Here is a 25,969-nt window from a genome sequence, read left to right as displayed (position 1 = left end):
GCGCCAAGTGCGGGGAACGTGGCGTTCCGCCGGCTTCTGGAGGGCCAAGTACCGCGCAGTTGCCGGCGCGGGACCGGGCAGGACGGGTGCGGGGAAGCGGCGGCGGGTCAGGCGGTGCGGGGGGCGTACATGATCACCGCGACGCCGACGAGGCACAGCAGCGCGCCGACGACGTCGTACCGGTCGGGCCGGAAGCCGTCGACGGCCATGCCCCAGAGCAGCGAGCCGGCGACGAACACCCCGCCGTAGGCGGCGAGGATCCGGCCGAAGTTCGCGTCGGGCTGGAGGGTGGCGACGAAGCCGTACAGGCCCAGGGCGATGACGCCGGCGCCGATGAACAGCCACCCGCGGGACTCGCGGACGCCCTGCCACACCAGCCACGCGCCCCCGATCTCGGCGACGGCGGCCAGCACGAACAGCAGGACGGAACGCGCGACGGTCACCGGCCGACCGTAGAGCGGCGGCTCACCGGGCCCGGCGCGGCTCCCCGGCGTAGGTGCCGAACGACCAGAGGTTGCCCTCGGGGTCGCGGGCGGAGAACTCCTCCGACCCGTAGTCGGTCGAGTTCGGCTCGCGGACGACGGTCGCGCCGGCGGCGACGGCGCGCGCGTGGACGGCGGCCGGATCGGCGGTGACGACGTAGCAGGCGGCGGTGCCGGGGACGGCGGGCCACGCGTCGTCCGGCTCGTCGCGGACCGAGCCGAGCATCACGCCACCGCCCTCGGGCCAGGAGAGCTGCGCGTGCGCGACGACGTCCCCCTCGCCGTACACGGCGGTCTCCTCGAAGCCGAAGGCGTCGACGAGGAAGCGGATGAGCGCGCGGGCGTCGCGGGCGCGGAAGGCGGGCCAGACGGTGGGCGGCGGGGTGCTGGAGGAGGCGGTCATGCCGAGGAGAGTGCCGCCGACAGCGCCGCGGTGTCTTGCACGAATCCGAACTCCGCGGCGAGCCAGCGCGTGGGCGGCAGCCCGGAGAAGGCCCGCCACTCGCGGGTGAGGTGTGCCTGGTCGGCGAAGCCCGCGGCGCCGGCCAGCCCGGCGAGGTCCAGCGGCCGCCCGGCCGCGGCGCGTCCGGCCAGCGCCCGCCGGGCCCGGTCGAAGCGGACGACGCGGGCCGCCTCCTTGGGGCCCAGGCCGGTCTCGCCGCGGAACCGCTGCTCCAGGTGCCGCACCGACCAGCCCACCCGCGCGGCGACCTCGGCCACCGGCAGCCGCCCGGCCGTCGCCGTCGTCAGCCGCCAGGCCTCGGCCAGCTCCGGCCGCAGCGCGCCGTCCCCCACCTGCCGCAGCAGCGCCTCCTCCAGGACGGCGAAGCGCGCCGGCCAGGTCGACGCCGTCCGCACCCGGTCGACCAGCTCGGTGCCGAGCGCGCCGAGGACGGCGTCCAGCGGGCAGTCCAGCGAGGCCAGCGCGCCGGCCGGGCAGCCCAGCAGCGCCCGGGCCCCGGCCGGGGTGAGCGAGAGCTGGATGCCGGCCTGCCGCCCCGGGTGCGCGATCCGGGCCGGCCGGGTGTGCAGCCCGCCGACCAGCGCGTCGTAACTGCCGGGCGGCTGCATGGGATCCGGGTGGGCCGCCATCCGCAGCGGCTCGTCGAGCGTGATCACGACCGTGAGGAACGGCGAGGGCAGCCCGCGGTGCTCCCCGGGCGGCAGCCCCTCGTGCCGGTAGCCGACCGCGGCCGCGACGTACGGGCGCAGCCGCGGGTGCACCGCGTGCACGACCGACTCCTGCCTCACGACGCCAGCATCCCCGCAGGCCGGAGCGCTGTCACCGGGCCCGGCCACCGCCGTCCCGCCGGGCCTCACCCCTCCGGATGGAGTTCCACGTCACAGTTCAAGGCGAGGCCGGCCGGTTCCGTTCGAGAGGGCATGACCAGTGACGGTCCATCCCTCGAGGGGAACGCGGAGCTGCCCGAGCTCCTGCGCCGCCTGCCGCGTGCGGTCTTCGCGGCGATCGCCTCCGACGGCGTGCTCGTGCCGGCACCGGAGTCGCTGGACGTGCCCGCCGCACGGTTCCTGGAGGCCCCGTCCAACCGGGCCACCATGCTCGACGTCGTCCTGCCCGAGGACCGGCTCACCGTCGTCGCCGCCTGGGAACGGGTGCTGGCCCTCGGCCACGCCGTCGCCACGGTGCGCACCCGGCAGGACCCCGACCAGCCCGTGGTGCTGACCTTCGTCGACCTGCGCCCCGAGCACGGCGTCCTGCTCGGCACGCTCGACATCGCCGACGGCGAGCTGCCCGAGGAAGCGGCGCCGGGGGACCACGAGCGCGCCTGGCTCACCGTGTCGCGCCTGCCCCGGACGGCGGTGGTGCGCAAGAACGTGCTGGCGAACTTCATCGAGGTCGACGAGCGCACCCCGCGCATGCTCGGCTGGGCGGAGTCGGAGCTGCTGGGCCGCCGCTCCTCGGACTTCATCCACCCCGACGACCAGGAACGCGCCATCAGCAACTGGATGGAGCTGCTCTCCACGCAGGCGTCACAGCGGGTCCGGCTGCGGCACCTGCGGGCCGACGGCAGCTGGGCCTGGCTGGAGCTGGAGAACCAGTACGTGGCGGCGGAGGACCCGGCCGACTCCGTCGTCGTCACGGTGATGAACGACATCTCCGACGAGATGGCCGCTCACGAGGCGCTGCGCCAGCAGGAACGGCTGCTGCGCCGGGTGGCCGAGAGCCTCCCCGTGGCCATCCTGCAGCTGGCCGCCGACCGCTCGGTCGTGTTCGCCAACGAGCGCTACGACGCGCTGCTCGGCTGCGCCGAGGGCGACCGGCTGACCGCGCTCGTGACCGCGCTGCGCGAGACCGACCGCGCCGCCCTCGAGGCCGCGCTGGTCGCCGCCCTGGACACGGGCGACGACGCCGAGCTGGAGGTGCCCCTCTCCCCGCCGGGCACGGAGGACCCGCGGATCTGCACCGTCGGCATCGTCGGCCTGGGCGACCGGGAGGGCGCACCCGGTGCCCTGCTGTCGCTGACCGACGTCACCCTGCAGGTCCGCGCCCGCGAGGAGCTGGTGCTGCGGGCCACCACCGACCCGCTCACCGGTGCGGCGAACCGCGCCTCGACCCTGACCGCCCTCGAGCGGGCGCTCGCGGCCTCCTCCGACACCTTCACGGCCGTCGTCTTCGTCGACCTCGACCGGTTCAAGCCGATCAACGACACCTACGGGCACGCCGCCGGCGACGAGCTCCTGCGGCTGACCGCCCAGCGGCTGGCCCAGCTCGTCCGGCCCGACGACGTCGTCGGCCGGCTGGGCGGAGACGAGTTCCTGCTGGTCAGCAGCGGGCACGCGGGTCAGGCGACCGCGGAGGCCCTCGGCCGGCGGGTGCGCGACGCCCTCAACGGCCCGGCCGTCCTCTCCCGGGGGACGGTGGAGCTGCGCGCCAGCATCGGCGTGGCCTGCGGCCGGGCCGGGTGGGACGCCGACGCCCTCGTCCGGGAGGCCGACCAGGCCATGTACCGCTCCAAGCAGGCCGACCGCGGGGAGCCCGTCGTCGTCGTGCCCGCGCCGAGGCGACCGGGCCGCCGCGCCCGCGCGCTGGACGCCTGACCCGCCGGGGTCAGTAGCCGTACGACGACGACGAGGCGATCCCGGCCGACGACGGCGAGGGCGAGGAAGCCGATGCCGATCCAGCCCAGCACGATGCCCGCCGTCGCCATGCCACCGCCGGACTCGCCGCGCTCCTGGATCTGCCGCTTGGCGATGTAGCCGAACACCAGCGCCAGGACGCTGCCGATCCAGTAGATCCAGAGGATCCCCAGCACCATCGACGCGACCGCCATGCCGTTGGTGCGCCGCGGCGGCGGGAAGCCGTAGCCGTAGGGCGGCTGGCCGTAGGGCGGCTGGCCGTAGGCCGGCGGGTAGCCCGCGTACGGCGGCTGACCGGCGTACGGCGGCGGGGGCTGCTGGCCGTACGGCTGCTGCCCCGGAGCGGGCTGCTGCCACGGGCCGCCGTGCGGGTCGGTGCCGGGCTGCTCGGGGCCGGGGTGTGTCATCTGCTCGCTCCTGCTCGAGGGCCCGGGCGGGTACCGATCCCCGGGCGTTCCCGCCATCCTGCGGTCAGAACGGTCCGGCGCCGACGAGGCGCGCGGCCGCACCACCCCCAGGGGGCAGGCTCAGCCCTCCGCGCGCTCCACGGCGTCGAGGAACACCTGCAGCGTCTGCAGGAAGACCTCGGGCTGCTCGGAGTGCACCCAGTGGCCGGCGTTCTTGATCCGCACCAGCCGGGTGGCCGGGAAGAGCTCGTCCATGCGGGCGCGGTCCTGCGGCAGCACGTAGTGCGAGTTCGCCCCGGCGATCCAGAGCACCGGCCCGTCGTAGCTCGCTCCGGCCGGCGGATCGGGGAACCGGCGCAGCTCGCCGAGGTCGCGCTCGAGCAGGTCGAGGTTGAGCCGCCAGCGCCAGCCGCCGTCGGCACCCCGCCCCTCTCGGACCAGGCTCTGCAGCAGGAAGCTGCGCACCATCCGGCTGGGGACGGCGGCGCGCAGGGCGGCGTCGGCGTCGTCGCGGGTCTGCAGGGCGCCCAGGTCCATCGCCTTCATCGCGGCGATGAACGCGCCGAACGGGGAGGCCTCCTCGTCGGCGTCGTCGGTCCGCCCGCCCTGCAGCGGGTACTCGACCGGCGCGATGTCGACGACGACGAGCGCGCGCAGCAGCTCCGGCCGGCGCAGCGCCAGCGTCATCGCCACCTTGCCGCCCATCGAGTGGCCGACCAGCGTCACCGGCTCGCCGAACCCGGCCAGCTCGGCGGCGACCAGCTCGGCCATGTCCACGTAGTCGACGCGCTCGGTCCAGGGGGAGTGGCCGTGGTTGGGCAGGTCGAGCAGCGTCACCCGGTGCCGGTCGGCGAGCCCCTTGGCGACGGTCGTCCAGTTCTTGCCCTGGCCGAACAGCCCGTGCACGAACACCACCCGCGGGCCGGCCTCGCCGAGGGTGCGCGAGTGCAGCCGCAGGTCGTCGTTCACGACGCCCATCCCACCAGCCCGTCGGTGGCGCCGCCTACCGTGCCCCGGGGACGAGGGGGAGGTGCCGGCATGCCCGGACGACGACGGCGCAGCACGACCACGCGGGCGGCGGCGGCCCGCACCCGCGCGGCGACGCCTCGGAAGCGGGCGGCGGCGAAGCCCGCCGCCGAGCTGCCGGTCGCGGGCCCGGGGGAGCGGGTGTGGGTGCTCGCCGTCCCCTTCCGCGCCCCGGCGCCGGGCGCCACCTGGCACGCCGGCCTGCAGGCGCACGTCTGGGTGGGCGGTGAGCTGCCCGCGGCCCTGGTGCCCTACGACCCCCCGCCGTACAGCTTCGAGCGGTTCGTCGAGGACGAGCTGAACGACGGGCCCCGCCCGCTGCCCGAGGGGCGCCCGCTGACCCCGCGCGACCAGCAGTGCGACGGCGCGGACGTCGTCGCCGCGCACGCCGCCGCGGGCGGCCGGGTGTTCCTGCTCGGCGACGACCCCGGCGTCGGCAAGACCGGGACGGCGATCCTGGCGGTCAAGGCGATCGCCGAGCAGCGCGACGTCACGCGGGTGCTGGTCGTCGCCGACCGGCCCGCGGCGATCACCATCCCGCACTGGTCGCGCTCCATCGCCGGGTTCGGCGACGGCGGGCTGCGCTGGTGCGTCACGACGTGGGATCGGCTGGGCAAGGTGGCCGCGGTGCAGCGGGCGACCGGCGCGCGGTTCGACGTCGTCGTCGCCGACGAGGCGCACATGGTGCGGCACACGACCACGCAGCGCTGGAAGCACTGGAAGGCGGTCTCCGGCGCGGGCCGGGTGAAGGACGCCCCGTACGTGCTGGCCTGCACCGCGACGCCGGCGCACACGCCGCTCGAGCTGCCGTACCTGGCGCCGCAGTTCGCCGTCCAGCACGGGGAGCCGCTCAAGGACTGGGTCGACCTCCCGGCGCGGCTGGCCGCGCGAGGGTTCCACGTGGAACGTGGCCGCTACGGCTGGCAGTGGACCGAGGACGCCGACGAGCGCCGGGCCGACCTCACCACGCTGCAGGGCTGGCTCGCCGACACCGATCCGCCGGCGACGCTGCACCGGCCGGCGCCCTGGGGGCCGGTCTCGGTGAGCGGGGCGCCGGTCGCGCTCACCCCGGCGGAGCGCGCGTCCTACGAGGCCGAGTGGTCGGAGTTCCGGGCGGAGATGCAGCTGGCCCGCAGGGCACGGCAGACCGCCCGCGGGCGCGCGGCGCTGCTGCGGTTCCGGCAGAAGGCCGGGTTGATCCGGGTGCAGGCCACCGTCGACTGGGTGAAGGCGCAGGTGGAGGCGGAGCGCCAGGTGGCGGTGTCGGTCGAGTTCGTGGAGACGGCGGCCGATCCGATCCGGGAGGCTTTGCTCTCGGCCGGGATCGAGGTGGCCGGCATCTACGGCCGCGACCGGTTCGACGTCGAGGCCGAGCGGCTGCGCTTCCAGCGGGGCGGGGCGCAGGTCTGCGTGTTCACCGTGACCGCCTCGATCAGCCTGCACGCGGGTGAGCTGCTGCCCGACGGGTCGCACGCCTCCGAGCTGCCGCGGGTGGGCCTGTTCCACCAGCCGCGGTTCTCCGGCATCCAGGCCCGGCAGGTCACCGGCCGCACGCACCGCGACGGCCGCACCTCGCCGTGGCTGGTCGCGTTCGCCGAGGACACGGTGGAGGAGCAGGTCGCCCGCGTGATGGTGGAGCGGCTGGCGGTCACCGGCTCGACGGCGGGCGCGGACACCTCGGCGCTGCAGGAGATCGCCGAGCTGCTCGACGCCGACTGGCTACCCGGGACGGCGCTCAGCGAGAGCTGACCGGGCGGCGACTCTGCCGGCGCGTTGCCGACGATGCGCGCGCGATCGCGGCCGCACCGCCCGGAACCGGCCCGCAGGGTCGTCGACGTCGGCCGGACCGTCGGAGGTCGGTCGTAACCTGGCCGGGTGCTCGGTGGCTGGCAGGAGGTGGTCACCGACGAGGCCCTGACCCACGCGGTCGGCCCGGCCACCCTGGATCGGGCCCGGCCCTACGCGCGGCGCAGCGTGCTCGGCCTGAAGCTGACCGAGGACGGGCGCCGGGCCACCGCGCACGTGCAGGGCGGCGACCCCGCTCCCTACCGGACGACGGTGGTGCGCACCGACGGCGGCCGGACGGGCTGGATCGGGGCGTGCACCTGCCCGGTCGGTGACGACTGCAAGCACGCCGTCGCGGTGCTGCTGGCGCTGCGGCCGCGGGTGGGACCCGTCGGCGGCGGGCGGCCCGGCGTCCCCGGCTGGGAGCAGCAGCTCGAGGAGCTGGTGTCCGCGGCCGCCGACGCCGCGCCCGCCAGCACCGTGCCGATCGGCCTGCAGTTCGAGACGGCCGAGGGTGGCCGCGGTTCGGTCGGTTCTCCCGGCGTGCGGCAGCGGCTGGTGCGGCTGCGGCCGGTCATCCCCGGCGCCCGCGGGAACTGGGTGCGCAGCGGGATCTCCTGGAAGCAGCTGCAGTACGACAGCGCGCGGGCCGGGTGGGACCCGGCGCACCTGGCAGCCTTGCGCGCGCTGCACGCCACGCACTCGGCGGCGCGCAACCAGTACTACTCCTACGCCCCGGTCGACGTGTACCTGCACGAGTTCGGCCCGGGCCTGTGGCGGCTGCTCGCCGAGGCGGTCGGCGACGGCGTGCAGCTCATGACCGCCGACCGCCCGCCCCGGCCCGTGGTGCTGGCGGCGGACGGGGCCGACATCGCGGTCGACCTGCGCCGGAGCGGCGACGCGACCGAGCTGTCCGCCGTCCTCCGGGTCGACGGCCACGCCGTCGCCCCCGGCGCGCTGTCCTTCCTCGGCATGCCCCCGCACGGGGTCACCCTCGACGGGCCACCCGGTGACGAGGGCCCCGGCCTGGTGCTGGCCCGCCTCTCGACGCCGGCCCCACCGGCTCTGGCGGGCCTGGTCGCGCGGGGCGGGGCGATCACCATCCCGGCCGGGGACGTCGACCGCTTCCGGCGGGACTGGTTCCCGGGCCTGCGGCAGGCGGTCCCGGTGATGTCCGCCGACGGCTCGGTGGAGCTGCCCGACGTCGTCCCGCCCCGGCTGGCCGTGGAGGTCCGCTACCCCGGCGATGCCGCGGCCTGCGTCACCTGGGCGGTCCGCTACGGCCCCGAGCGGTCCTTCCCGCCGGACTCGCCGTCCACCCGGGGCGACGGCCGGGACGCGGCGGCCGAGCGGTCGCTCGTCGAGGCGCTGCCCGGCCCGGTCGGTGCCTTGCCCGAGCTGTGGACGCCAGGCGGCCTGCTCGCCGAGACGGCCGAGCTGAGCGGGATGGAGGCGCTGGAGTTCACCACGGAGGTCCTGCCCGCCCTGCGCGCCGACCCGGACGTCGAGGTCACCGTGGTGGGCACCCCGCCGGACTACCGCTTCTCCACCGCGGCGCCGCAGATCAGCTTCTCGGTCCGCGACACCGGGGAGTCCGACTGGTTCGACCTGGGGGTCAGCGTCACCGTCGACGGCCAGAGCGTGCCGTTCGAGACGCTGTACAAGGCGCTCGCCGCCGGGCGCACCCGCCTGCTGCTGATCACCGGCACCTACTTCTCGCTGCAGCGCCCGGAGTTCGAGCAGCTGCGGCTGCTGATCGAGGAGGCCCGCGCGCTGCAGGACGTGCCCGGCGAGGGCACCCGGGTGAGCCGCTACCAGGCGTCGCTGTGGGAGCAGCTGCTCGCCCTCGGGGTCGTGGACGAGCAGAGCGAGCGGTGGAACCGCGCCGTGCGCGGTCTGCTCGACGTCGAGCTCACCGATCCCCCGCCACCGCCGGCCGGCCTGCTGGCCGAGCTGCGGCCCTACCAGCTCGAGGGGTACGGCTGGCTGGCGTTCCTGTGGGAGCACGGGCTGGGTGGCGTCCTGGCCGACGACATGGGGCTGGGCAAGACGCTGCAGACCCTCGCGCTGCTGGTCCGCGCGCTCGAGGCCGGCGAGCTGGACGGCTCACCGGTGCTGGTGGTGGCGCCGACCAGCGTGGTCTCCACCTGGGCGCGGGAGGCCGCCCGGTTCGCCCCCGGCCTGCGGGTGGCCGTGGTCGAGGAGACCGAGCGGAAGGCCGGGACGCCGCTGCGCGACCGGGTGGCCGGTGCGCACGTCGTCCTCACCTCCTACGCGCTGTTCCGGATCGACGAGGACGCCTGGGCGGAGCTGCCGTGGCGCGGGCTGGTGCTCGACGAGGCGCAGTTCGTCAAGAACCACCGGGCCCGCACCTACCAGTGCGCGCGGCGGCTCCGGGCCCCGGTCAAGCTGGCCCTGACCGGCACGCCGCTGGAGAACAGCGTCATGGACCTGTGGGCGCTGCTGTCGATCGTGGCGCCGGGGCTGTTCCCCGACCCGCAGCGGTTCACCGAGCAGTACCGGGTGCCGATCGAGCGCGACGGGGACGCGGAGAAGCTGGCCGTGCTGCGCCGCCGGATCCGCCCGCTGGTGCGCCGGCGGACCAAGGAGATGGTCGCCGCGGAGCTGCCGCCCAAGCAGGAGCAGGTGCTGGAGGTGGTGCTCAACCCGCGCCACGAGAAGCTGTACCAGACCCACCTGCAGCGGGAGCGGAGCAAGATCCTCGGCCTGGTCGAGGACATGTCGAAGAACCGGATGACGATCTTCCGGTCGCTCACGCTGCTGCGGCAGCTCAGCCTCGACCCCGCGCTGGTCGACCCCGCCTACGCCGACGTCCGCTCCAGCAAGGCCGACACCTTCCTCGAGCACCTGCGGGAGGTGGTCGCCGAAGGGCACCGGGTGCTGGTGTTCAGCCAGTTCACCCGGTTCCTGCGCGGCATCCGCGACCGGCTGACCGCCGAGGGCATCGACTGGGTGTACCTGGACGGGCGCACCCGCGACCGGGACGCCGTGCTCCAGGACTTCCGCACGGGCACCGCGCCGGTGTTCCTGATCAGCCTCAAGGCCGGCGGCTTCGGCCTCACCCTCACCGAGGCCGACTACGTCTTCGTGCTCGACCCGTGGTGGAACCCGGCCGCCGAGGCGCAGGCGGTCGACCGGGCGCACCGCATCGGCCAGGACAAGACGGTGATCGTCTACCGGCTGGTGTCCGTCGGCACGATCGAGGAGAAGGTCATGGAGCTCAAGGCGCGGAAGTCGGCGCTGTTCTCCCGGGTGGTCGACGACGGCGCGGCTGAGCTCCGGGGCGCTCACCGCCGACGACGTCCGCGGCCTGCTCAGCTGACGTCCCGCCCGGCCCCCGCAGGCGCGACTCTGCGGACCCGTTCCGGACGATGCGGGCGCGATCGTCCCGGCAACGTCCGGAGAACGCCCGCACAGTGGGCCCGGGTCAGGCGAGCCCGTTGCCGTTCGCGCCGTCGCCCGTGACCGGGATGCTGACCGGCTCGGTGCCAGGGGCGCCGCCGAGGCGGCGGAGCAGCGCGGCGACGTCGATGCCGGTGAGGTCGCCGGAGAGCTGCAGCCCCTGCGCGACGTTCGAGGCGACCGACCTGCCGAGCGAACCCGCGCCGTCGGTGGAGATGACGGTCATCTTGTCCACGCCGGCCAGCGGGGCCGACGCCGCGCCCACGACGTCGGGCAGCACCTTGACCAGCATCTCCAGGATCGCTGCCTCGCCGTACTTGGCGAACGCGTCGGAGCGGGCGTCCATCGCCTCGGCCTCGGCCTGGCCGCGGGCGAGGATCGCGGCCGCCTCGGCGGCACCCTCGCGCTCCACGGCGTCGGCGATGGCCTGGCGGCGCAGCTTCTCGGCCTCACCGCGCTTCGCGCCCTCGATCGCCTCCGCCTCGGCCAGGGCCGAGCGGCGGGCCCGCTCGCCCTCACCGGAGAGCTTCGCCTGCTCGGCGGCGGCCTGGGCCGCGGCGATCGTCGCCTGCCGCTGCGCCTCGGCGGTGAGGATCGCCGAGTTCTTGCGGCCCTCCGCCTCCTGCTCGACCTTGTACCGCTGCGCGTCGGCGGGGCGGCGCACCTGGGTGTCCAGCTGCCGCTCGGTCAGCGACGCCGTCCGCTCGGCGACCTTCTCCTGCTCCATGAGCACGGCCTGGTCCTGCGCGGCCTGGGCGAGCGGCCCGGCCGCGGCGGCGCGGGCCTTCGCGGCGTCGGTCTCGGCGGTGATCTCGGCCTGGCGCAGCGCCAGCTGCCGCTGGGCGACCGCGATCGCCTCGTCGGCCAGCAGCTGCTCCTGCTGCGCGGCCTGCCGGGCGCGCGCCTCGGCGATGCTGGCCTCCTTGAGCACCCGCGCGGCCTCGGGGCGGCCCAGGTCGGCGAGGTAGGAGCCCTCGGCCTGGATGTCCTGCAGCTGGAAGGTGTCCAGCACCAGGCCCTGCCCGGTCAGCGAGGACTCCGCCTCCTCGGCGACGGCGGAGGCGAACGCCGCGCGGTCGCGGATGATCTCCTCGATCGTCAGCCGGCCCACGATCGAGCGCAGCGCACCGGCCAGCACCTCCGAGGTGAAGGTGTCGATGCCCTCCTGCTGGTTGAGGAACCGCTGTGCGGCGGCGCGGATCGAGTCCTCGGTGCCGCCGACCTTCACGATCGCGACGCCCTCGAGGTCGCACTTCACGCCCTGCTTGGACACCGCGCCCCGGATGCCCACCGGGATCCGGCGGCTGGACAGGTCCATCGTGTGCAGCTTCTGGACGACGGGCAGCACGAAGACGCTGGCGCCCATGACGACCTTCTGGCCCGAGCTGTCCCGCGACACCACGCCGGCGGCGTCGGTGATCTGCCGGCCCTGCCGCCCGGTGACCAGGAAGGCCTGGTTCGGGCCGGCCACCTTGATCCGGGAGAGCACGAGCAGCACCAGCAGGATGACCAGGGCGGCGAGGCCACCGATGGCGTAGAGCAGCGTCACGAGGGGTCGCCTCCGGGCAGGGGAAGGGGGTCGGCAGCGGTGGAGACGACCTCGACCGCGGTCTCGCTGAGGGTGTCGATCACGTAGACGGGCGTGCCGGCCGGCAGCGCGACGGCGCTGCGGGCCGAGTACTTGAGCTGCTGCCCGGCCAGCGCGAGCCGGACCTCCCCGTACCCGGTGCTCGGGACGGCGGAGACGACGACGCCCTGGGCGCCGATCAGCGAGTGGCGGGTGAGCGTCGGCTCGGTCGGCATGTCGGTGAGCGCGCGGGAGAGCCGGATCGCACCCCAGGCGAGGGGGACTGCGACGACGAGACCGGGCGGCGGCCGCGAGCAGCGCGGCCGCGCCGTCGGGCAGGTCATCCGGGAGCAGCGCCGTGGCGGCGGCACCGCCGAAGCCGACGCCGCCGATCAGCGCCGCGATCGCCGGCAGCGAGAAGGGCCCCTCGGCGTCGCCCAGGCCCAGGTCGAGCTCACCGACGAACAGCGAGACCACGAGGACGACGAGGCCGACGGCACCCAGGACGAGGAAGACCGTTGCCACTCCGCGCGCCCTCCTCGTCCCCGTCCGACCTGCAGCTTCGCAGTTCCGGTACGCCCACGCCACGGCTGTCCACAGTCGGGTGAACCGGCTACTCGCCGACCTCGCCGTCGATCCACTCCCGGATCAGGTCGGCGTGCCCGTTGTGCCGGGCGTACTCCTCGATCCGGTGCACGAGGATCCAGCGCAGGCTGGGCGTGGTGCCGTCCGGCGAGCTCGCGGCGGCGAGCCGGTCCAGGCCGCCGTCGGCCACCGCCTCGGCCAGGATGACCCGGGACCGCTCGACGGCGCCCGACCACAGCGCGCGCAGCTGCTCCGGGGTGTCGTCGGCCGCGGAGTGCCACTCCCAGTCCGGGTCGTCGTCCCAGTCGACGTCGGCGAACGCCGGGCCCCAGTCGCGCCCGAGCAGCCGCCGGGAGAGCCACATCTCCTCGACGAAGGCGAGGTGCTTGAGCAGCCCGCCCAGCGTCACGGTGGAGGCGGCCACGGTCACCCCCAGGCCCTCGGCGTCCAGCCCGCGGGTCTTCCAGGCCAGCGTCGCGCGCTGGTAGTCCAGGAACCCGGTCAGCACGGCGAGCTCGTCGCCCGCCGGCGGCGGCTCGACGCGGTCGTGCTCGCCCTGCCCGCCGTCCGTCACGGGATCGAACGTAGCGGGGAGGATGGAGGGGTGAGGCGGGAGGCGAGCGTGCTGCACCTCGACCTCGACGCCTTCTTCGCCGCCGTCGAGCAGCGCGACAAGCCCTCGCTGCGCGGGCGGCCGGTCGTCGTCGGCGGGGTGGGCGGCCGGGGTGTGGTGGCGACGGCGTCCTACGAGGCGCGCGCCTACGGTGCCCGCTCGGCGATGTCCACCGCCGAGGCCCGGCGCCGCTGCCCGTCGGGGACGGCGTTCCTCGGCGGCCGGTTCGCCGCCTACCGCCGGACCTCCGACGTCGTGATGGGGATGCTCCGCGAGCTGTCACCGCTGGTCGAGCCGGTCTCGATCGACGAGGCCTACGTCGACCTCGCCGCCGGCGGGCACGACCTGTCGGTCGCGGGTGTGACGGAACTCGGCCGGGCCCTCAAGGAGCGGATCGCCGCGGCCACCGGGGGCGTGACCGGCTCGGTGGGCATCGGCTCGTCGAAGCTGATGGCCAAGATCGGCTCGGAGCTGCAGAAGCCCGACGGGCTGGTCGTCGTCCCGCCCGGCGACGAGCTCGACCTGCTGCACCCGCTCCCGGTGACCACGCTGGGCGGCGTCGGCCCGGCGACGGCGGAGCGGCTGCACCAGGTCGGCATCAAGACGGTGGGAGATCTCGCGGCCCGTTCCCTCGCCGACCTCGTCGCGCTGGCCGGGCGCGCGCACGGCGCGGGCCTCCACGCGCTGGCCCGCGCCGAGGACGACCGCGCCGTCGTCCCCGACCGCGAGGCGAAGTCGGTCTCGCACGAGGAGACCTTCGAGCGCGACCTCACCGACCTCGCCGTCCTGGGCCGGGAGATCGACTCCATGGCGACGCGGGTCGGCAAGCGGCTGCGCGACTCCGCCTTCTCCGGCCGCACGGTCACCCTCAAGCTCCGCCGCTACGACTTCACCACCCTCACCCGCTCGCAGACGCTCCCGCAGCCCACCGACGACGCCCGGCAGATCGCCGCCGTCGCTCGCCGGCTGCTCGCCGACGCCGGTGCCGAGGGCGGCCTGCGGCTGCTCGGCGTCGGGGTCTCCGGGCTCTCGCTCTACGCGCAGGGCGACCTGTTCGCCGAGGAGGACGACGGCTCACCGGTGTCGGCCGCCGAGGAGACCAGCACCGCGGTCGACCTGCCGCCCGAGCCGCTGCCGGCGGACAAGCGCTGGTGGCCCGGGCAGGACGTGCGGCACGACGAGCTCGGTGCCGGCTGGGTGTGGGGCCGCGGGCTGGGCCGGGTGACGGTGCGCTTCGAGGGGCCGCTCACCGCGCCCGGTCCGGTGCGCACGCTCGCCGCGGACGACCCGCTGCTGCACCCGGCGGACCCGCCGGACTGGCGAGAGGACCCTGCGGCAGACTGCGGCGGGTGACGAGGTCGTGGTGGGGCTGGGGCACGGAGGACCAGGCGCTGACCGACGAGCAGTGCACCGCCCGCGCGGCGGCGCTGCCCGGGCTGCCCGACCGGCCGCGGCCGGTCCCGGCGCTCGCCGACGTCGTCCTGCCCACCTCCCGGGTGACCGCCCCCGACGGGCTGCCGGTCACCACCGACCACGACGACCGGGCCCGGCACGCCTACGGCAAGGCCTACCGGGACGTCGTCCGCGCGCTCTCCGGCGAGCTGCCCGGGGCGCCGGACGCCGTCGCGCACCCCGCGGACGAGGCCGACGTCGTCCGGCTGCTCGACTGGGCGACGACGGCCGGCGTCGTCGTGGTGCCCTTCGGCGGCGGCAGCTCGGTGGTCGGCGGCGTCGAGTACCGCGGCGAGCGCCCGTGGGTGTCGATGGACCTCACCGCGCTGGACCGCGTCCTGGAGATCGACCGGACCAGCCGGGCGGCCCGCATCCAGGGTGGTGCGCTGGGCCCGGTGCTCGAGGAGCAGCTGCGCCCGCACGGGCTGACGCTGCGGCACTACCCGCAGAGCTTCGAGTTCTCCACGCTCGGCGGCTGGCTGGCCACCCGCGCCGGCGGGCACTTCGCGACCGTCCTCACCCACATCGACGACCTGGTCGAGTCGATGCGCGTGGTGACGCCGGTGGGCGTCAGCGAGTCGTGGCGGCTGCCCGGCTCGGGCGCCGGGCCCTCGCCGGACCGGATGTTCCTCGGCTCGGAGGGCACCCTCGGCGTCATCACCGAGGCCTGGATGCGGCTGCAGGACCGGCCGCGGTTCAAGGCCTCCGCGTCGGTGACCTTCCGCGACATGGCCACCGCGACGGGCGCGGTCCGCGCCGTCTCGCAGGCCGGCCTGCACCCCGCGAACTGCCGGTTGCTCGACGCCGGCGAGGCCGCCACCTCGGGCGCCTCGGCGGACGGGAGCTGCGTGCTCGTGCTGGGCGTCGAGTCCGCGCACCACCCGGTGGAGTCGCGGCTGGCCGAGCTCACCGACCTGGCCAGCGACCACGGCGGGGTCGTCGCACCCCGCGCGGACGGCCCCCGGGACGCCGCCGCCGACGCCTGGCGGTCGTCGTTCCTGCGCGCCCCCTACGGCCGGGACGGGCTGGCGCGGATGAGCGCCGTCGTCGAGACCTTCGAGACCGCCACCACGTGGGACCGCGTGGACGAGCTCTACGCGACGGTGCAGGCCGAGGTGGGCGCCGCGGTCCGCGAGGTCACCGGCGCGCCGGGCCTGGTCAACTGCCGGTTCACGCACGTCTACCCGGACGGCCCGGCGCCGTACTTCACCGTCGTCGGGGTCGGCCGGCCAGGCTCCGAGGTCGCCATGTGGGACGACGTGAAGACCGCCGCGATGGAGGTGCTGACCCGGCTGCGCGCCACCGTCACGCACCACCACGCCGTCGGCCGCGACCACCGCCCCGGCTACGACCGGCAGCGCCCCGATCCGTTCGCCGTCGCGCTGCGGGCCGCGAAGGCCGCGCTGGACCCGGCCGGCGTCCTCAACCCGGGGGTGCTCGTCGACCCCGTGTAGAACGGGGGGCGTGACCGAGCAGAGCGCGTGGATGCGGATGACCGAGGAGGACCCCTCGCACTCGACCGCCTACGTCGAGCGGTTCCGGGCGCTGGCGGCCCAGGGCGTGGACCTCGTCGGCGAGGCGCGGCTGGTCGACGCGATGCTGCCGCGCGGCTCGCGGGTGCTCGACGCCGGCTGCGGCCCGGGCCGGGTGGGCGCCCACCTGCACGAGGTCGGGCACCGCGTGGTCGGGGTCGACGGCGACCCGGTGCTGATCGCGGCCGCCGAGGAGGACCACCCCGGCCCGCGCTGGCTGGTGCAGGACCTCGCCGAGCTGGACCTGCGGGCGGCCGGCGTCGACGGCGCCTTCGACGCGATCGTCTGCGCGGGCAACGTCATGGCGTTCCTGGCCGAGAGCACCCGTCGGCAGGTGCTGCGCCGGCTGCGCGACGTGATCGCCGCCGACGGCCGGGCGGTCTTCGGCTTCGGCGCCGGCCGCGGCTACGAGTTCGACGAGTTCCTGGCCGACGCCCGCGCGACCGGGTGGGCCGAGGACCTGCTGCTGTCCACCTGGGACCTGCGCCCGTTCACCCCCGACGCGGACTTCCTCGTCGCGGTGCTCCGCCCGGTCTGAGGCCCGCCGACGGTGTGCGCCGGTCGGCAGGTCGGGAGCCCGGAACTGCCGACTCGCGCACAGCGTGGCCCGGAGACGACACCTCAGAGGCGTCCGTTGGCGCGCAGCAGCACGAGCGCCCGCACGGTGGCGTGCCCGCGCCACTCCAGCGCCGCCGCGGGTGAGTAGCTGTCGAAGTCGACGGTCCAGCCGCCGTCGTCCTGCTGCCCCGCGGCCAGCCGGTCCAGCTCGGCCTCGACCACGGACGGCGCGAACAGCGCGCGGGCCGGGCCGCCGGGGAACGGCGCGAAGTCCAGCGGTCGCATGAACTCGCCCTCGGCCCCGCCGGCCACGTGCAGCAGCCCGTCGGCGGGGATCCAGGGCCGCACCCGGTCGACCAGGTCGGCGGCCTCCGGCACCGAGCGGCCGGCCGCGTCGAGGAACTGGACCGCGAACGCCAGCTCCATCGCGTGCACCGAGGCGTCCAGCTCCCGGATCGCATCCAGGCAGTACGCCGTCGCCCGCGCCAGCCAGGGGGTCGTGGCCGGGTCGAGGCCGGGCACCCGGTACGCGGTCGCGGCGATCACGCCGGTGAGCTGCAGCGACGACGTCGCCGCGTCCGCCTGCACCCAGAACGGCGCGCACGCCGCGGGATCGGGCACCGGGAGCGCGAACGGCACGCCGCCGTCGGGCAGGGAGACCGACGCCAGCCAGTCGCACACCTGCGCCGCGCGGGGCGTGGCGACCGGTGCCAGGTCGGCGAACGCCTCCAGCGCGTGCAGCGCGCCGCCGGGCTGGCTGGTCGCCGAGCGGAGGTCCGGCTCCAGGCCCCAGCCGTAGCCGCCGTCGGGGTTGCGGTAGCCGTCGACGGCCGCGACGACGGCGTCGGCGTCCCCGGCGCCGGTGAGCAGCTCGAAGCGGCGCCGGTCGAGCAGCCGCCCGTGCGCGGCCAGGAACGCACCGGCCGCGGCCAGGTCGACGGTCACCGCTCGCGCCAGGCCGGTTCGGTGACCGGCGGCAGCACGGCCGCCGACGTCCACGGCGGGGAACCAGGCGGGGCCACGACCTCGACCGGCCCGCCCGGCGAGTCCAGGCGTTGCATGGTAGGGCGCGGGATCGGGGTCCGGCGCCGGGGACGACGGGTCGCGCGGCGCGTCCAGCAGCCACCGCGCGGTCTGCGCCAGCGACAGCTCCCCGTGCCAGCCGCCGCCCTCGGCCCGCTGCCGCACCAGCCCGGCCAGCACGGTCGCGGCGGCGAGGTAGCCGGTCGCGTGGTCGAGGGCCTGCGCCGGCAGTGCGCCGGGCTGCTCCGGGGAGCCGCAGACCGTCGCGATCCCGCTCGCGGCCTGCACCAGCGAGTCGAAGCCGCGGTGGCCGGCCCACGGCCCGTGCAGTCCCCAGGCGGAGATGCGGACGACGACGAGGTGCGGGTGCCGCTCCGCCAGCGCGGCGGGGTCCAGGCCGAAGGCGTCCAGCGCACCCGGCCGGTAGCCCTGCACGACGACGTCGGCCCCGGCGAGCAGCTCCTCGACCGTGGCGCGGTCGCGGGCCGCGGCCAGGTCGAGCACCACGTGCCGCTTGCCGACGCCGGTGTCCAGCAGCCCGCCGGGCAGGTCGGGCAGCTGCGGCCCGTCCACGCGCAGCACGTCCGCGCCGTGCGAGGCGAGCACCCGCGTGGCCACCGGGCCGGCGATGACCCGCGTGAGGTCCAGGACGCGCAGCCCCTCGAGCGGCGGACGGCGGGGCGGGGCCTCGGCACTGCGGCGCAGCTCCAGCAGCGGCAGCCCGGCCACCGCCCGGCCGGGCTCCGACGCGGCCCAGCCCTCCGGCGTCCGGACGGCGGCCGCCGCACCACCGGCCGCGACGACCGCGCTCTCCAGCTCCTCGGCCCGCCAGCGGGTCGCCACTCGCGCGACCTGCGCGGGGTCCTCCGAGCCCAGGACGGTCGCCGCGGCCGCCCGGTGGTGGGCGTAGTTGCCGTGCAGCCGCACCCAGCCGTCGGAGGTGGCGAAGAAGCGGGACAGCGGGGCGAAGCCGAGCCCCACCGGCCGCCCGGCCAGCCGGGCGTACCGCTCGCTGCGCACCGCGAGCCCGACGTGCGGCCCGTCGATCCGCACCGGCGCGTCGTCGCCGCGGAGCGCCCGGGCGGCCAGCAGCTGCGCGGCGACGGCGCCGGTCACCAGCTCGTCGACCGCCAGCGGACCGCCCAGGCCGGGGGTGCCGCTCACCTCGACCGGCCCGGCGGGCAGCCCGGTGGCGGCCGCGACCTCGGCGAGCAGCCCCCTCACCGCGCGACCACCCGGGTGGCGGGGTCGGTGCACCAGGCGTGCACCGAGGGCCAGGAGCCGTAGCCGGCGGGCAGGTCGAGGTGCTGCCCGCCGGGGACCACGTCGGTGTCCAGGCCGAACCGGTCGGCGTACAGCGCGGCGGCCCCACCGGGGAAGTACGGGTCGTCGTCGCTGGCGACCAGCCGCACCCGCGCGCGCAGCTCCTCGGGCAGCGGCGTCGTCTCGATGCCCGGCGGCGCGAAGGCGGCCACCTCCGGGAAGCCGCGCAGCACGTCGGCCGCCGGCGGGGCGACGAGCAGCACCCGGTCGGCCTGCAGCGCCCCCAGCGACGGCGCCGCCTGCCACCAGAGCAGGACGGCGAGGCTGTGGCAGACCAGCACCCGCTCGCCGCCGTCGGCCCCGAGGGCGGCCAGCTCCGCGCGCAGCAGCGCCAGCCAGTCGGCGAGCACCGGCTCGTCGGGCGACGGGAACTGCGGGTAGCGCACCTCGTGCCCGTCCGCGGCCAGCTTCCCGGCCAGCTCGCGCTGCCAGTGCCCCTCCGGGCGGTGGTTCTGCCAGCCGTGCACGATCAGGACGCTCACGCCGGACCCCTCACGTCGTCGTCGTCCCATCGTGCACCCCGAGGGCGAGGACCAGCTCCAGCACGGCGCGGGGGTCCTCCAGCCGGTCCCCGTACAGCTCGCGCAGCTGGCCCATCCGGTAGCGGACGGTCTGGGGGTGGACGAACAGCTCGGCGGCGACGGCGTCGCGGCGGCCCTGGTGCAGCAGCCACGAGCGCAGCGTCTCGGTGAGCTTCTCCCGGGCGCTCTCGCCCAGGTCGGCCAGCGGGGCCAGGGCGCGCTCCCGCAGGTCGGCCAGCGCCGTCTCGTCGGCGCGCAGCACCAGCTCGGTGAGCCGGCAGTCGGTGTCCAGCGGCTCGGTGCCGCCCGCGGTCAGGCCGAGCTGCACCGCGCGGACCACCCGGGCGTGCGAGTCGGCGGCCCCCGGCCACGGGCGGGCCGGCCCCACGACGGCGCCCCGGCCGTCCAGCGAGCGCAGCAGGGCCGGCCGGGACCGGCCCTCGGCGTCAGGGACCAGGAGCACGACCAGCTCGCCCTCGCCGACCCGCTCGGGTAGCTCGGGCAGCTCGACCGTGGCCCGCAGGGTCCGCGGGTCGAGCGACACCATGGCGCCGCGCACCCGCTCCTCGGGCAGCAGGACGGCGGTCAGCGTGCGCGGGGGCGTCCAGCCGGCGCGCTCGGCCGCGGCCAGCAGCTCGTCGGCCGGCGCCCCGGCCAGCAGCAGGGTGGCCAGCCGTTCGAGGTAGCGCTGGCGGACCCGCCCCGTCGTCGCCAGCTCGTCGCTGTGCCCGGCGACGCTGGCCGCCGAGAGCTGGTCGATGAAGGCGAACACCAGCTCGGCGAAGCGCGCCATGTGCTCCACCGACAGGCCGGCGCGGACGGCGGTCGCGCTCATCTCCCGCCACGAGACGCGGGCGCCCACGCGGTAGGCCGCCTGCAGCGCGTCCATGGACCGGCCGTCGCGGGCCTCGCCGCGGCCCAGCTCGTAGGCCGCGGCCAGCGCCGGGCCGATGGGCGTGCTGGGGTCCACACCTGTCCCGGCGGTGGCCAGCTCGAGGAAGCCGGCAAGGGTCAGCTCCACGGCGTTGCGGATCTTCTGGCCCATCCGGCCGGAGAAGGCGTCGGCGTAGCTGGGGACCTCGACGATGATCTCGGCGACGGTCTGCTCGGCGACCGAGGGCAGCTCGGCGCGCATGGCCCGGGCGACGGCATCCGGCATGACGGTCAGCTCGCCGGTCATCCCGCCCCCTTTGTTCGCAGCGAACAGAACGTACCGGTTGATTCACGTCGGGAACACAGGTAACTGATCCAGGAGTCGGACACAGTCGGTGTATGACGACGACCGTTCCCCGCCCGGACTCGGTGCGGTCGCCCCTGGCCTCGCTGCGGAAGCGTGCTGTGCGGCTGGCCGAGCTGGTGACCACGCCCCTGCTGCCCGTCGACTACCTGGACCTGTTCGACCCGCTCCGCTCCGGCGCCGCGCTGCGCGGCCGGATCGAGGCCGTGCTGCCCGAGACGCGGGACGCGGCGAGCATCGTCATCCGCCCCGGCAGGGACTGGCAGCCGCACCGCCCCGGCCAGTACGTGCGCATCGGCATCGACATCGACGGCGTCCGCCAGTGGCGCGCGTACTCGATCACCTCGGTGCTCGGCCGCGGCGACGGGTGCTTCACGATCACCGTGAAGGCCATCCCGGAGGGGAAGGTCAGCAACCACCTCGTGCACCGGGTGCAGCCCGGCACGATCATCCAGCTGGACCAGGCCACCGGTGAGTTCTGCCTGCCCGAGCAGGCGCCGGAAAAGGCGCTGTTCGTCACCGCCGGCTCCGGGATCACCCCGGTCATGGGCATCCTGCGCAACGCCGCGGACCGGCTCGCCGACACCGTGCTGGTGCACTCCGCCCCGACCGCCGAGGACGTCGTCTTCGGCGCGGAGCTGCGGCAGATGGCCGCCGAGGGCCGGATCCGGCTGATCGAGCAGCACACCGACAGCGCCGGCATGCTCGACGCCCGGTCGATCGCCGAGCTCGTCCCCGACCTGCACGAGCGCGCCACCTGGGCCTGCGGCCCCGTCGGCATGCTCGAGGCGCTCGAGGAGCACTGGGCCGCAGCGGGCATCGCCGACCGGCTCTACACCGAGCGCTTCCGCCCGCGGATCCTCGCCGGTGCCGGCGAGGGCGGCCCCGTCACGTTCACGACGAACGGCACCACCGTCGAGGTCGAGGGCACCACCCCGATCCTCGACGCCGCCGAGGAGGCCGGCGTCCTCATGCCCAGCGGCTGCCGCATGGGCATCTGCTTCGGCTGCGTCCTGCCCCTGCGCGAGGGCGCCGTGCGCGACCTGCGCACCGGCGAGATCACCACCGCGGAGGACATCGGCGACGGCGTCCTCGTCCAGACCTGCATCAGCGCGCCCGCGGGCGCCTGCGCCATCGACCACTGACCGATCCACAGCAGAGGAGCCGGACATGACCGCCATCCAGAAGAAGCCCGAGAACCCGATCGCCCACCTCTCCGCCGAGGACATCGAGCTCATCGGCAAGGAGCTGGACACGATCCGCCAGGAGGTGCGCGACAGCCTCGGCGAGTCCGACGCCGCCTACATCCGCAAGGTCATCGACACCCAGCGCAAGCTCGAGCTGGGCAGCCGCGCCGTCCTGCTGGCCTCGTTCTTCCCGCCGGCCTGGATCGTGGGCACCGTCGGCCTGTCGGTCGCCAAGATCCTCGAGAACATGGAGATCGGGCACAACATCCTGCACGGCCAGTGGGACTGGATGCGCGACCCGAAGATCCACTCCACGACCTGGGAGTGGGACAGCGCCAGCCCGGCCGACCAGTGGAAGCACTCGCACAACGAGCTGCACCACACGTACACGAACGTGATCGGCAAGGACAACGACCTCGGCTACGGCATCATGCGCGTCGACGAGGACCAGCCCTGGCACCCGCTGTACCTGGGCCAGCCGCTGTGGAACTTCGTCAACGCCTGCTGCTTCGAGTACGGCATCGCCGCCTACGACCTCGAGCTGGGCAAGAACCTGTCGTCGAAGCGGCGCCGCAACGACCCGGAGTTCCGGGCCCGCGCCCGCCAGGTGGTCAAGAAGATCCGCAAGCAGGCCGGCAAGGACTACCTGCTGCACCCGCTGCTCTCGGGCCCCTCGTTCGTCTCGACGCTGGCCGCGAACTTCACCGCCAACGTGGTCCGCAACCTCTGGTCGCACTCGGTGATCATGTGCGGGCACTTCCCCGAGGGCGTCGAGACCTTCGAGAAGACCTCGATCGACGGCGAGACCCGCGGCGAGTGGTACCTGCGGCAGATGCTCGGCTCGGCCAACATCTCCGGGTCGAAGGCCATGCACATCATGACCGGCAACCTGAGCCACCAGGTCGAGCACCACCTGTTCCCCGACCTGCCGAGCAACCGCTACGCCGAGATCGCCCCGAAGGTGAAGGACATCTTCGACCGGTACGACCTGACCTACCACTCCGCGCCGCTGCCGCAGCAGGTCGCCTCCGCGTGGCACAAGGTCATCCGGCTCTCGCTGCCCAACGACTGGCTGGCCGAGACGACGCCGGCGAACCTGCCCTCCCAGCTGGGCAAGCTCTGGAAGATGACGACCGGTGGCAAGAAGGTGCGCCGCGCGATGCAGGCACGGCCCGCCGCCGCCTGATCGCTCGTCCGCACCACCCCGAGGCCCGGGACCGCACCGCGGTCCCGGGCCTCCGGCGTCCTGCAGGGGTCAGCGGGGGCCGGTGTTCAGCGCGCGCAGCACCCCCGGATCGGCGACCGGCACCTCCCAGACGTCCCCCTCGGCGTCCGGGTCGACGACGCGGCCGTCGGCCAGGAACGTCATCGCCTGCCCGAGGCCCTGCAGGCCGGGGATCCAGAACAGCCCCTGGTCGAGCAGGAAGGCGTGCGGGTCGAACCCGGCGGTCGCGGTGCGGTCGTTGCGGAAGAGGCTGGTCCGGTCCCACAGCTCGCCCGCCTCGACCAGCGTCCACGTGGTGGGGTTGGGCACCAGCCCGTCCCCGAAGGCCGCCTGCACGAGCACCCGGTCGGGCTCGACGAGCGGCGCGAAGGTCTCCGGGCTGCCGGGCCGGTTGAGCCACGCGACGCGGGCCAGGTGGTCCTGGAGGGCCAGCGCCGCGGCGTCGGCGACCACCGGCGGCTGCCCGCGCAGGGGCAGCTGCTCGTCGAAGCCGTCGTCCGCGTCGTCGAGGAGGCCGGCGTCGGCCAGGGCGCGGCCGACGATCGGCCGGAAGTGGTCCGACAGCCGGAAGAACTCGACCACCGGCCCGCCGGGGACGTCGAGCACCGCCCGGGTGACGGCGGGGTCCACCCCGGCCAGCAGCGCGCCGTAGACGCCGCCGAAGCTCTGCCCGAGGTAGGTCACACCGTCGCCGGACAGGTCGGCCGCGCCGTCACCGTCGACGTCGGTGCCGCCGAGCGATCGGACCAGGGTGACCAGGTCGGCGGTCGTCTGGCGCAGCGCGTCCCGGAACCACACGGCCGCGGCGTCCCCGGTGGCCCGGGAGCCCTCACCGCCCTCGATGACGCCGTCGCCGTCCTGGTCCTCGCCGCGGCCGTGGGCCGGCAGCACGGTCGTGCGGCCGCCCTCGACGAACTCCCAGGCGCTGCGCGGCCCCGCGCCGTGGCCGACCACGTCGGTGGCGATCATCGCCGTGCCGCGCCGGGCGGCCAGGGTGGCGGCCAGGCCGATCGCGTCGGTGGAGCCGGTGTAGCCGTGCCCGAAGACGGTCACCGGCCAGCCGCCGGGGGGCGCCTGACCGGGCGGCAGGACGGCCACGAACGGCAGCCGCTCGGCCGTCACCGGCCCCGGCCCGGGGCCGGCGGTGGGGGCCTGCCGGATGGTCCCGTCGGGCTGCAGCCAGCTGGGCGCGAGGAAGGAGCCCACGACCATGCGGCTTCCCTCGGGCAGCTGGGCGGTGGGCACCGGGTTCCGGTCCGCACCCGGCGCCCGGTCCGGCAGCCGGCTGACGACGGCGCCGCCCGCCCCGCCGACCGCGAAGACGCCCTCCACCCGCAGCCCGGGGCGGATCCCGAGCCGCCTCGATGCCTCCCCGCTGTCGATCTGCCGCTGCAGGTCCTGCAGCCCGTCGGGGGCGCTCAGGGTCGTGAAGGTGGTCTCCGCGGCCGCGTTCCCGCGCCCCTCGGCCAGCACCAGCCGGTAGGTCGTCGCCGGCGCCAGCTGCCGCTCCGGGGAGGCGTGCACGGTGGAGGTCGCCGGGTCGTAGACGACGCGGTCCACCCCGGTGCGCACGCCGTCCTCGTCCTCCACGGAGAGCAGCTCGGCGATCTCGGCCGGGTCGACCGGGGCGCTGAAGCGGACCGAGATCCGCGGGTCGAGGTCGAAGCCGTCCAGCTGGTTGAGCCGGCGGGCCAGGCCGCACTGCTGCTCGCCCTCGCAGCCGCCGGTGGGCAGCGCGATCCGCCGGCCGGTGGCCTGCCCCGGATCGGGCACGGTGAGCGCGTCGGTGGGGAAGAGCCCCTGCGGCTCGGCGGTCCGCGGGGCGGCGGCCGCGGGCGTCGCGGTGACCGCCAGCGCCGCGGCCAGCAGCAGCGCGGCGGCGGCGGACGTCATGCGGTGCCGGGGGCGGGGGGTCACCAGAGCTGGCGGGCCTCCTCGGCCCAGCCGACCAGGCCGTCGACGCTCACCCGCTCGCCGTCGTCGGTGGTCGCCCAGCCGGTGAACTCACCGAAGCACTGGTGGGTCTCCGAGGAGATGACCGTGAGGTCGGTGGCGGCCGAGCGCTCGTGGAAGGGGTGGAAGGTGACGTCGACCGTCTCGCCGGAGATCCGCCAGGGGCGCTCCCAGTCGGTGCGGTCGTACTCCCAGCGCAGCTCCTCGCCGATCTTGTGCAGCCGGCCGTCGACCAGCACGCCGTTCTCCGTCGAGCCGGTGCCGTCGGTCCACTTCCCGCCGACGGTCAGCCCGCGGCCGCCCGGGGCGCTGCCGGCGGCCCAGTTCCACGTGATGGAGCGGGGCCACTTGCCCCGGCCGGAGTCGAGGACGGCGAACGAGCCCTCCCCGACGGGCACCTCGATGCCGGCGACCAGGAGGGAGCCGGTGACCGGCAGTGCGACGTCCTTCACCGTGTACTGGAAGCGCTTCGCGCTCCACGGGACGACGACGGCGAGCGCCTCGTGGTCCGGGGCGCGGTGCACCGTGAGGTCGAAGTCGACGTCGGGGGCGGTGCCCTTCAGCGTGGTCGCCGCCGGGGTGCCGCCGAAGTCGAAGGCGAGCGTCTTGCCGCGGCCGGCGGCGGTGCCGGTGCGCTCCGGCAGCACGACGCCCTTGGCCAGCGGCACGATGTCGGCCCGCTCGATCTCGTGCCCCGTGGCCCGGTCGAGCACGTAGAGGCTGTACAGCGCGGCGTAGTCCAGCGAGGAGACGGTGACACCGAGGACGTGGGTCGGCGTCATGACGCCCCAGTACTCCCAGCGCTTCGCCCGCCCCCAGCCCCGCAGGTTGGCGCGGTGCAGCGGCGTCCGGCTCCAGCCCACCGCGGCCGGGTTCAGCCGCCCGTCGGGGCCGCACAGGTCGACGGGCTCGGTGATCTCGCGTTCGCTGGTGGGCACCGCGGCAGGCTAGCGGGCGGCCGGTGCGCGATG

General features: G+C 75.6%; 20 protein-coding genes and 1 pseudogene. 8 read left to right on the top strand and 13 right to left on the bottom strand.

Annotated elements, in window-relative coordinates; all coding sequences use genetic code 11:
- Positions 1-107: 107 nt before the first annotated feature.
- The 3 genes from JKP75_RS19410 to JKP75_RS19400 are packed head-to-tail and all read right to left on the bottom strand — an operon-like array spanning position 108 to position 1,733.
- Positions 108-443, bottom strand: coding sequence for a YnfA family protein (locus JKP75_RS19410; protein ID WP_200489839.1), 336 nt, complete (start codon positions 441-443; stop codon positions 108-110).
- A gap of 22 nt (positions 444-465) precedes the next feature.
- Positions 466-885, bottom strand: coding sequence for a VOC family protein (locus JKP75_RS19405; RefSeq protein WP_200489838.1), 420 nt, complete (start codon positions 883-885; stop codon positions 466-468).
- Complete coding sequence (locus JKP75_RS19400) at positions 882-1,733, bottom strand: helix-turn-helix domain-containing protein (protein WP_200489837.1); 852 nt, start codon at positions 1,731-1,733, stop codon at positions 882-884. Before JKP75_RS19400 ends, JKP75_RS19405 begins: the two co-directional genes overlap by 4 nt.
- A 132-nt stretch (positions 1,734-1,865) precedes the next feature.
- On the opposite strand from JKP75_RS19400, the gene JKP75_RS19395 reads away from it, so the two are divergent.
- Positions 1,866-3,542, top strand: coding sequence for a GGDEF domain-containing protein (locus tag JKP75_RS19395; RefSeq protein ID WP_200489836.1), 1,677 nt, complete (start codon positions 1,866-1,868; stop codon positions 3,540-3,542).
- Positions 3,543-3,607: 65 nt separating this feature from the next.
- Here JKP75_RS19395 and JKP75_RS23225 read toward each other — a convergent pair.
- Positions 3,608-3,775, bottom strand: a pseudogene (locus tag JKP75_RS23225) (DUF4190 domain-containing protein); the annotation flags it as partial.
- Between the two features lie 333 nt (positions 3,776-4,108).
- The gene (locus JKP75_RS19390) at positions 4,109-4,957 is read right to left on the bottom strand and encodes an alpha/beta fold hydrolase (RefSeq protein ID WP_309230056.1); all 849 of its coding nucleotides are present in this window, start codon (positions 4,955-4,957) and stop codon (positions 4,109-4,111) included.
- A gap of 69 nt (positions 4,958-5,026) precedes the next feature.
- Here JKP75_RS19390 and JKP75_RS19385 point away from each other — a divergent pair, with 69 nt between their 5' ends.
- Together JKP75_RS19385 and JKP75_RS19380 are read left to right on the top strand one after the other, a co-directional pair.
- Entirely contained in the window at positions 5,027-6,763 is a 1,737-nt protein-coding gene (locus tag JKP75_RS19385; protein WP_200489833.1) for a helicase, read from the top strand.
- A gap of 126 nt (positions 6,764-6,889) precedes the next feature.
- The gene (locus tag JKP75_RS19380) at positions 6,890-10,285 is read left to right on the top strand and encodes a DEAD/DEAH box helicase (RefSeq protein ID WP_200493419.1); all 3,396 of its coding nucleotides are present in this window, start codon (positions 6,890-6,892) and stop codon (positions 10,283-10,285) included.
- On the opposite strand, the gene JKP75_RS19375 is transcribed toward JKP75_RS19380, so the two are convergent.
- The 3 genes from JKP75_RS19375 to JKP75_RS19365 form a co-directional block, all read right to left on the bottom strand.
- The gene (locus tag JKP75_RS19375) at positions 10,248-11,771 is read right to left on the bottom strand and encodes an SPFH domain-containing protein (protein ID WP_309230055.1); all 1,524 of its coding nucleotides are present in this window, start codon (positions 11,769-11,771) and stop codon (positions 10,248-10,250) included. The genes JKP75_RS19380 and JKP75_RS19375 overlap by 38 nt on opposite strands.
- Positions 11,768-12,133: an NfeD family protein gene (locus JKP75_RS19370; protein ID WP_200493418.1), complete on the bottom strand. Its 366-nt coding sequence runs from the start codon at positions 12,131-12,133 to the stop codon at positions 11,768-11,770. The genes JKP75_RS19375 and JKP75_RS19370 overlap by 4 nt, the downstream gene beginning before the upstream one ends.
- Positions 12,134-12,402: 269 nt before the next feature.
- Entirely contained in the window at positions 12,403-12,948 is a 546-nt protein-coding gene (locus JKP75_RS19365; RefSeq protein ID WP_200489828.1) for a DinB family protein, read from the bottom strand.
- A 30-nt stretch (positions 12,949-12,978) separates the two neighbouring features.
- On the opposite strand from JKP75_RS19365, the gene JKP75_RS19360 reads away from it, so the two are divergent.
- From JKP75_RS19360 to JKP75_RS19350, 3 genes are read left to right on the top strand one after another with little or no spacing between them, the layout of a single operon-like run.
- On the top strand, positions 12,979-14,340 hold the full coding sequence (locus JKP75_RS19360) for a DNA polymerase IV (RefSeq protein ID WP_200489827.1): 1,362 nt from the start codon (positions 12,979-12,981) through the stop codon (positions 14,338-14,340).
- Positions 14,337-15,893 carry an FAD-binding oxidoreductase gene (locus tag JKP75_RS19355; protein ID WP_200489826.1) on the top strand — a complete coding sequence of 519 codons (1,557 nt, stop codon included), beginning with the start codon at positions 14,337-14,339 and terminating at the stop codon, positions 15,891-15,893. Before JKP75_RS19360 ends, JKP75_RS19355 begins: the two co-directional genes overlap by 4 nt.
- 10 nt (positions 15,894-15,903) lie before the next feature.
- Positions 15,904-16,509 carry a bifunctional 2-polyprenyl-6-hydroxyphenol methylase/3-demethylubiquinol 3-O-methyltransferase UbiG gene (locus JKP75_RS19350; protein ID WP_200489825.1) on the top strand — a complete coding sequence of 202 codons (606 nt, stop codon included), beginning with the start codon at positions 15,904-15,906 and terminating at the stop codon, positions 16,507-16,509.
- 83 nt (positions 16,510-16,592) lie between these two features.
- Here the strand turns inward: JKP75_RS19350 and JKP75_RS19345 are convergent, their stop codons facing one another.
- The 3 genes from JKP75_RS19345 to JKP75_RS19335 are packed head-to-tail and all read right to left on the bottom strand — an operon-like array spanning position 16,593 to position 20,576.
- Positions 16,593-18,776 carry a CoA transferase gene (locus JKP75_RS19345; RefSeq protein ID WP_200493417.1) on the bottom strand — a complete coding sequence of 728 codons (2,184 nt, stop codon included), beginning with the start codon at positions 18,774-18,776 and terminating at the stop codon, positions 16,593-16,595.
- A complete protein-coding gene (locus tag JKP75_RS19340; protein WP_200489822.1) occupies positions 18,773-19,357 on the bottom strand; it encodes an alpha/beta hydrolase in 585 nt (194 codons plus the stop codon). The genes JKP75_RS19345 and JKP75_RS19340 overlap by 4 nt, the downstream gene beginning before the upstream one ends.
- A gap of 10 nt (positions 19,358-19,367) precedes the next feature.
- A complete protein-coding gene (locus tag JKP75_RS19335) occupies positions 19,368-20,576 on the bottom strand; it encodes a CdaR family transcriptional regulator (protein ID WP_200489821.1) in 1,209 nt (402 codons plus the stop codon).
- 92 nt (positions 20,577-20,668) lie between these two features.
- Here JKP75_RS19335 and JKP75_RS19330 point away from each other — a divergent pair, with 92 nt between their 5' ends.
- Together JKP75_RS19330 and JKP75_RS19325 are read left to right on the top strand one after the other, a co-directional pair.
- Entirely contained in the window at positions 20,669-21,778 is a 1,110-nt protein-coding gene (locus tag JKP75_RS19330) for a ferredoxin reductase (protein ID WP_200489820.1), read from the top strand.
- A gap of 25 nt (positions 21,779-21,803) precedes the next feature.
- Entirely contained in the window at positions 21,804-23,006 is a 1,203-nt protein-coding gene (locus JKP75_RS19325; RefSeq protein WP_200489819.1) for an acyl-CoA desaturase, read from the top strand.
- A gap of 69 nt (positions 23,007-23,075) precedes the next feature.
- Here the strand turns inward: JKP75_RS19325 and JKP75_RS19320 are convergent, their stop codons facing one another.
- Both JKP75_RS19320 and JKP75_RS19315 read right to left on the bottom strand, forming a co-directional pair.
- The gene (locus tag JKP75_RS19320) at positions 23,076-24,962 is read right to left on the bottom strand and encodes an Ig-like domain-containing protein (protein WP_200489818.1); all 1,887 of its coding nucleotides are present in this window, start codon (positions 24,960-24,962) and stop codon (positions 23,076-23,078) included.
- Positions 24,959-25,936, bottom strand: coding sequence for a DUF2804 domain-containing protein (locus tag JKP75_RS19315; RefSeq protein ID WP_200489817.1), 978 nt, complete (start codon positions 25,934-25,936; stop codon positions 24,959-24,961). The genes JKP75_RS19320 and JKP75_RS19315 overlap by 4 nt, the downstream gene beginning before the upstream one ends.
- Positions 25,937-25,969: the final 33 nt, after the last annotated feature.

This window comes from Blastococcus sp. TML/M2B (genome assembly GCF_016612865.1).
In the GTDB taxonomy this organism is placed as follows: Bacteria; Actinomycetota; Actinomycetes; order Mycobacteriales; family Geodermatophilaceae; genus Blastococcus.
The sequence above is the reverse complement of the archived record's forward strand: the minus strand, read 5'-3'. Positions and strand labels throughout refer to the sequence as shown.

What these genes read in the sequence shown, in the direction of transcription:
- JKP75_RS19405 (WP_200489838.1), bottom strand. Translation starts at nt 885, where the DNA reads ATGACCGCCTCCTCCAGCACCCCGCCGCCCACCGTCTGGCCCGCCTTC.
- JKP75_RS19395 (WP_200489836.1), top strand. Translation starts at nt 1,866, where the DNA reads ATGACCAGTGACGGTCCATCCCTCGAGGGGAACGCGGAGCTGCCCGAG.
- JKP75_RS19385 (WP_200489833.1), top strand. Translation starts at nt 5,027, where the DNA reads ATGCCCGGACGACGACGGCGCAGCACGACCACGCGGGCGGCGGCGGCC.
- JKP75_RS19370 (WP_200493418.1), bottom strand. Translation starts at nt 12,133, where the DNA reads ATGACCTGCCCGACGGCGCGGCCGCGCTGCTCGCGGCCGCCGCCCGGT.
- JKP75_RS19335 (WP_200489821.1), bottom strand. Translation starts at nt 20,576, where the DNA reads ATGACCGGCGAGCTGACCGTCATGCCGGATGCCGTCGCCCGGGCCATG.
- JKP75_RS19330 (WP_200489820.1), top strand. Translation starts at nt 20,669, where the DNA reads ATGACGACGACCGTTCCCCGCCCGGACTCGGTGCGGTCGCCCCTGGCC.
- JKP75_RS19325 (WP_200489819.1), top strand. Translation starts at nt 21,804, where the DNA reads ATGACCGCCATCCAGAAGAAGCCCGAGAACCCGATCGCCCACCTCTCC.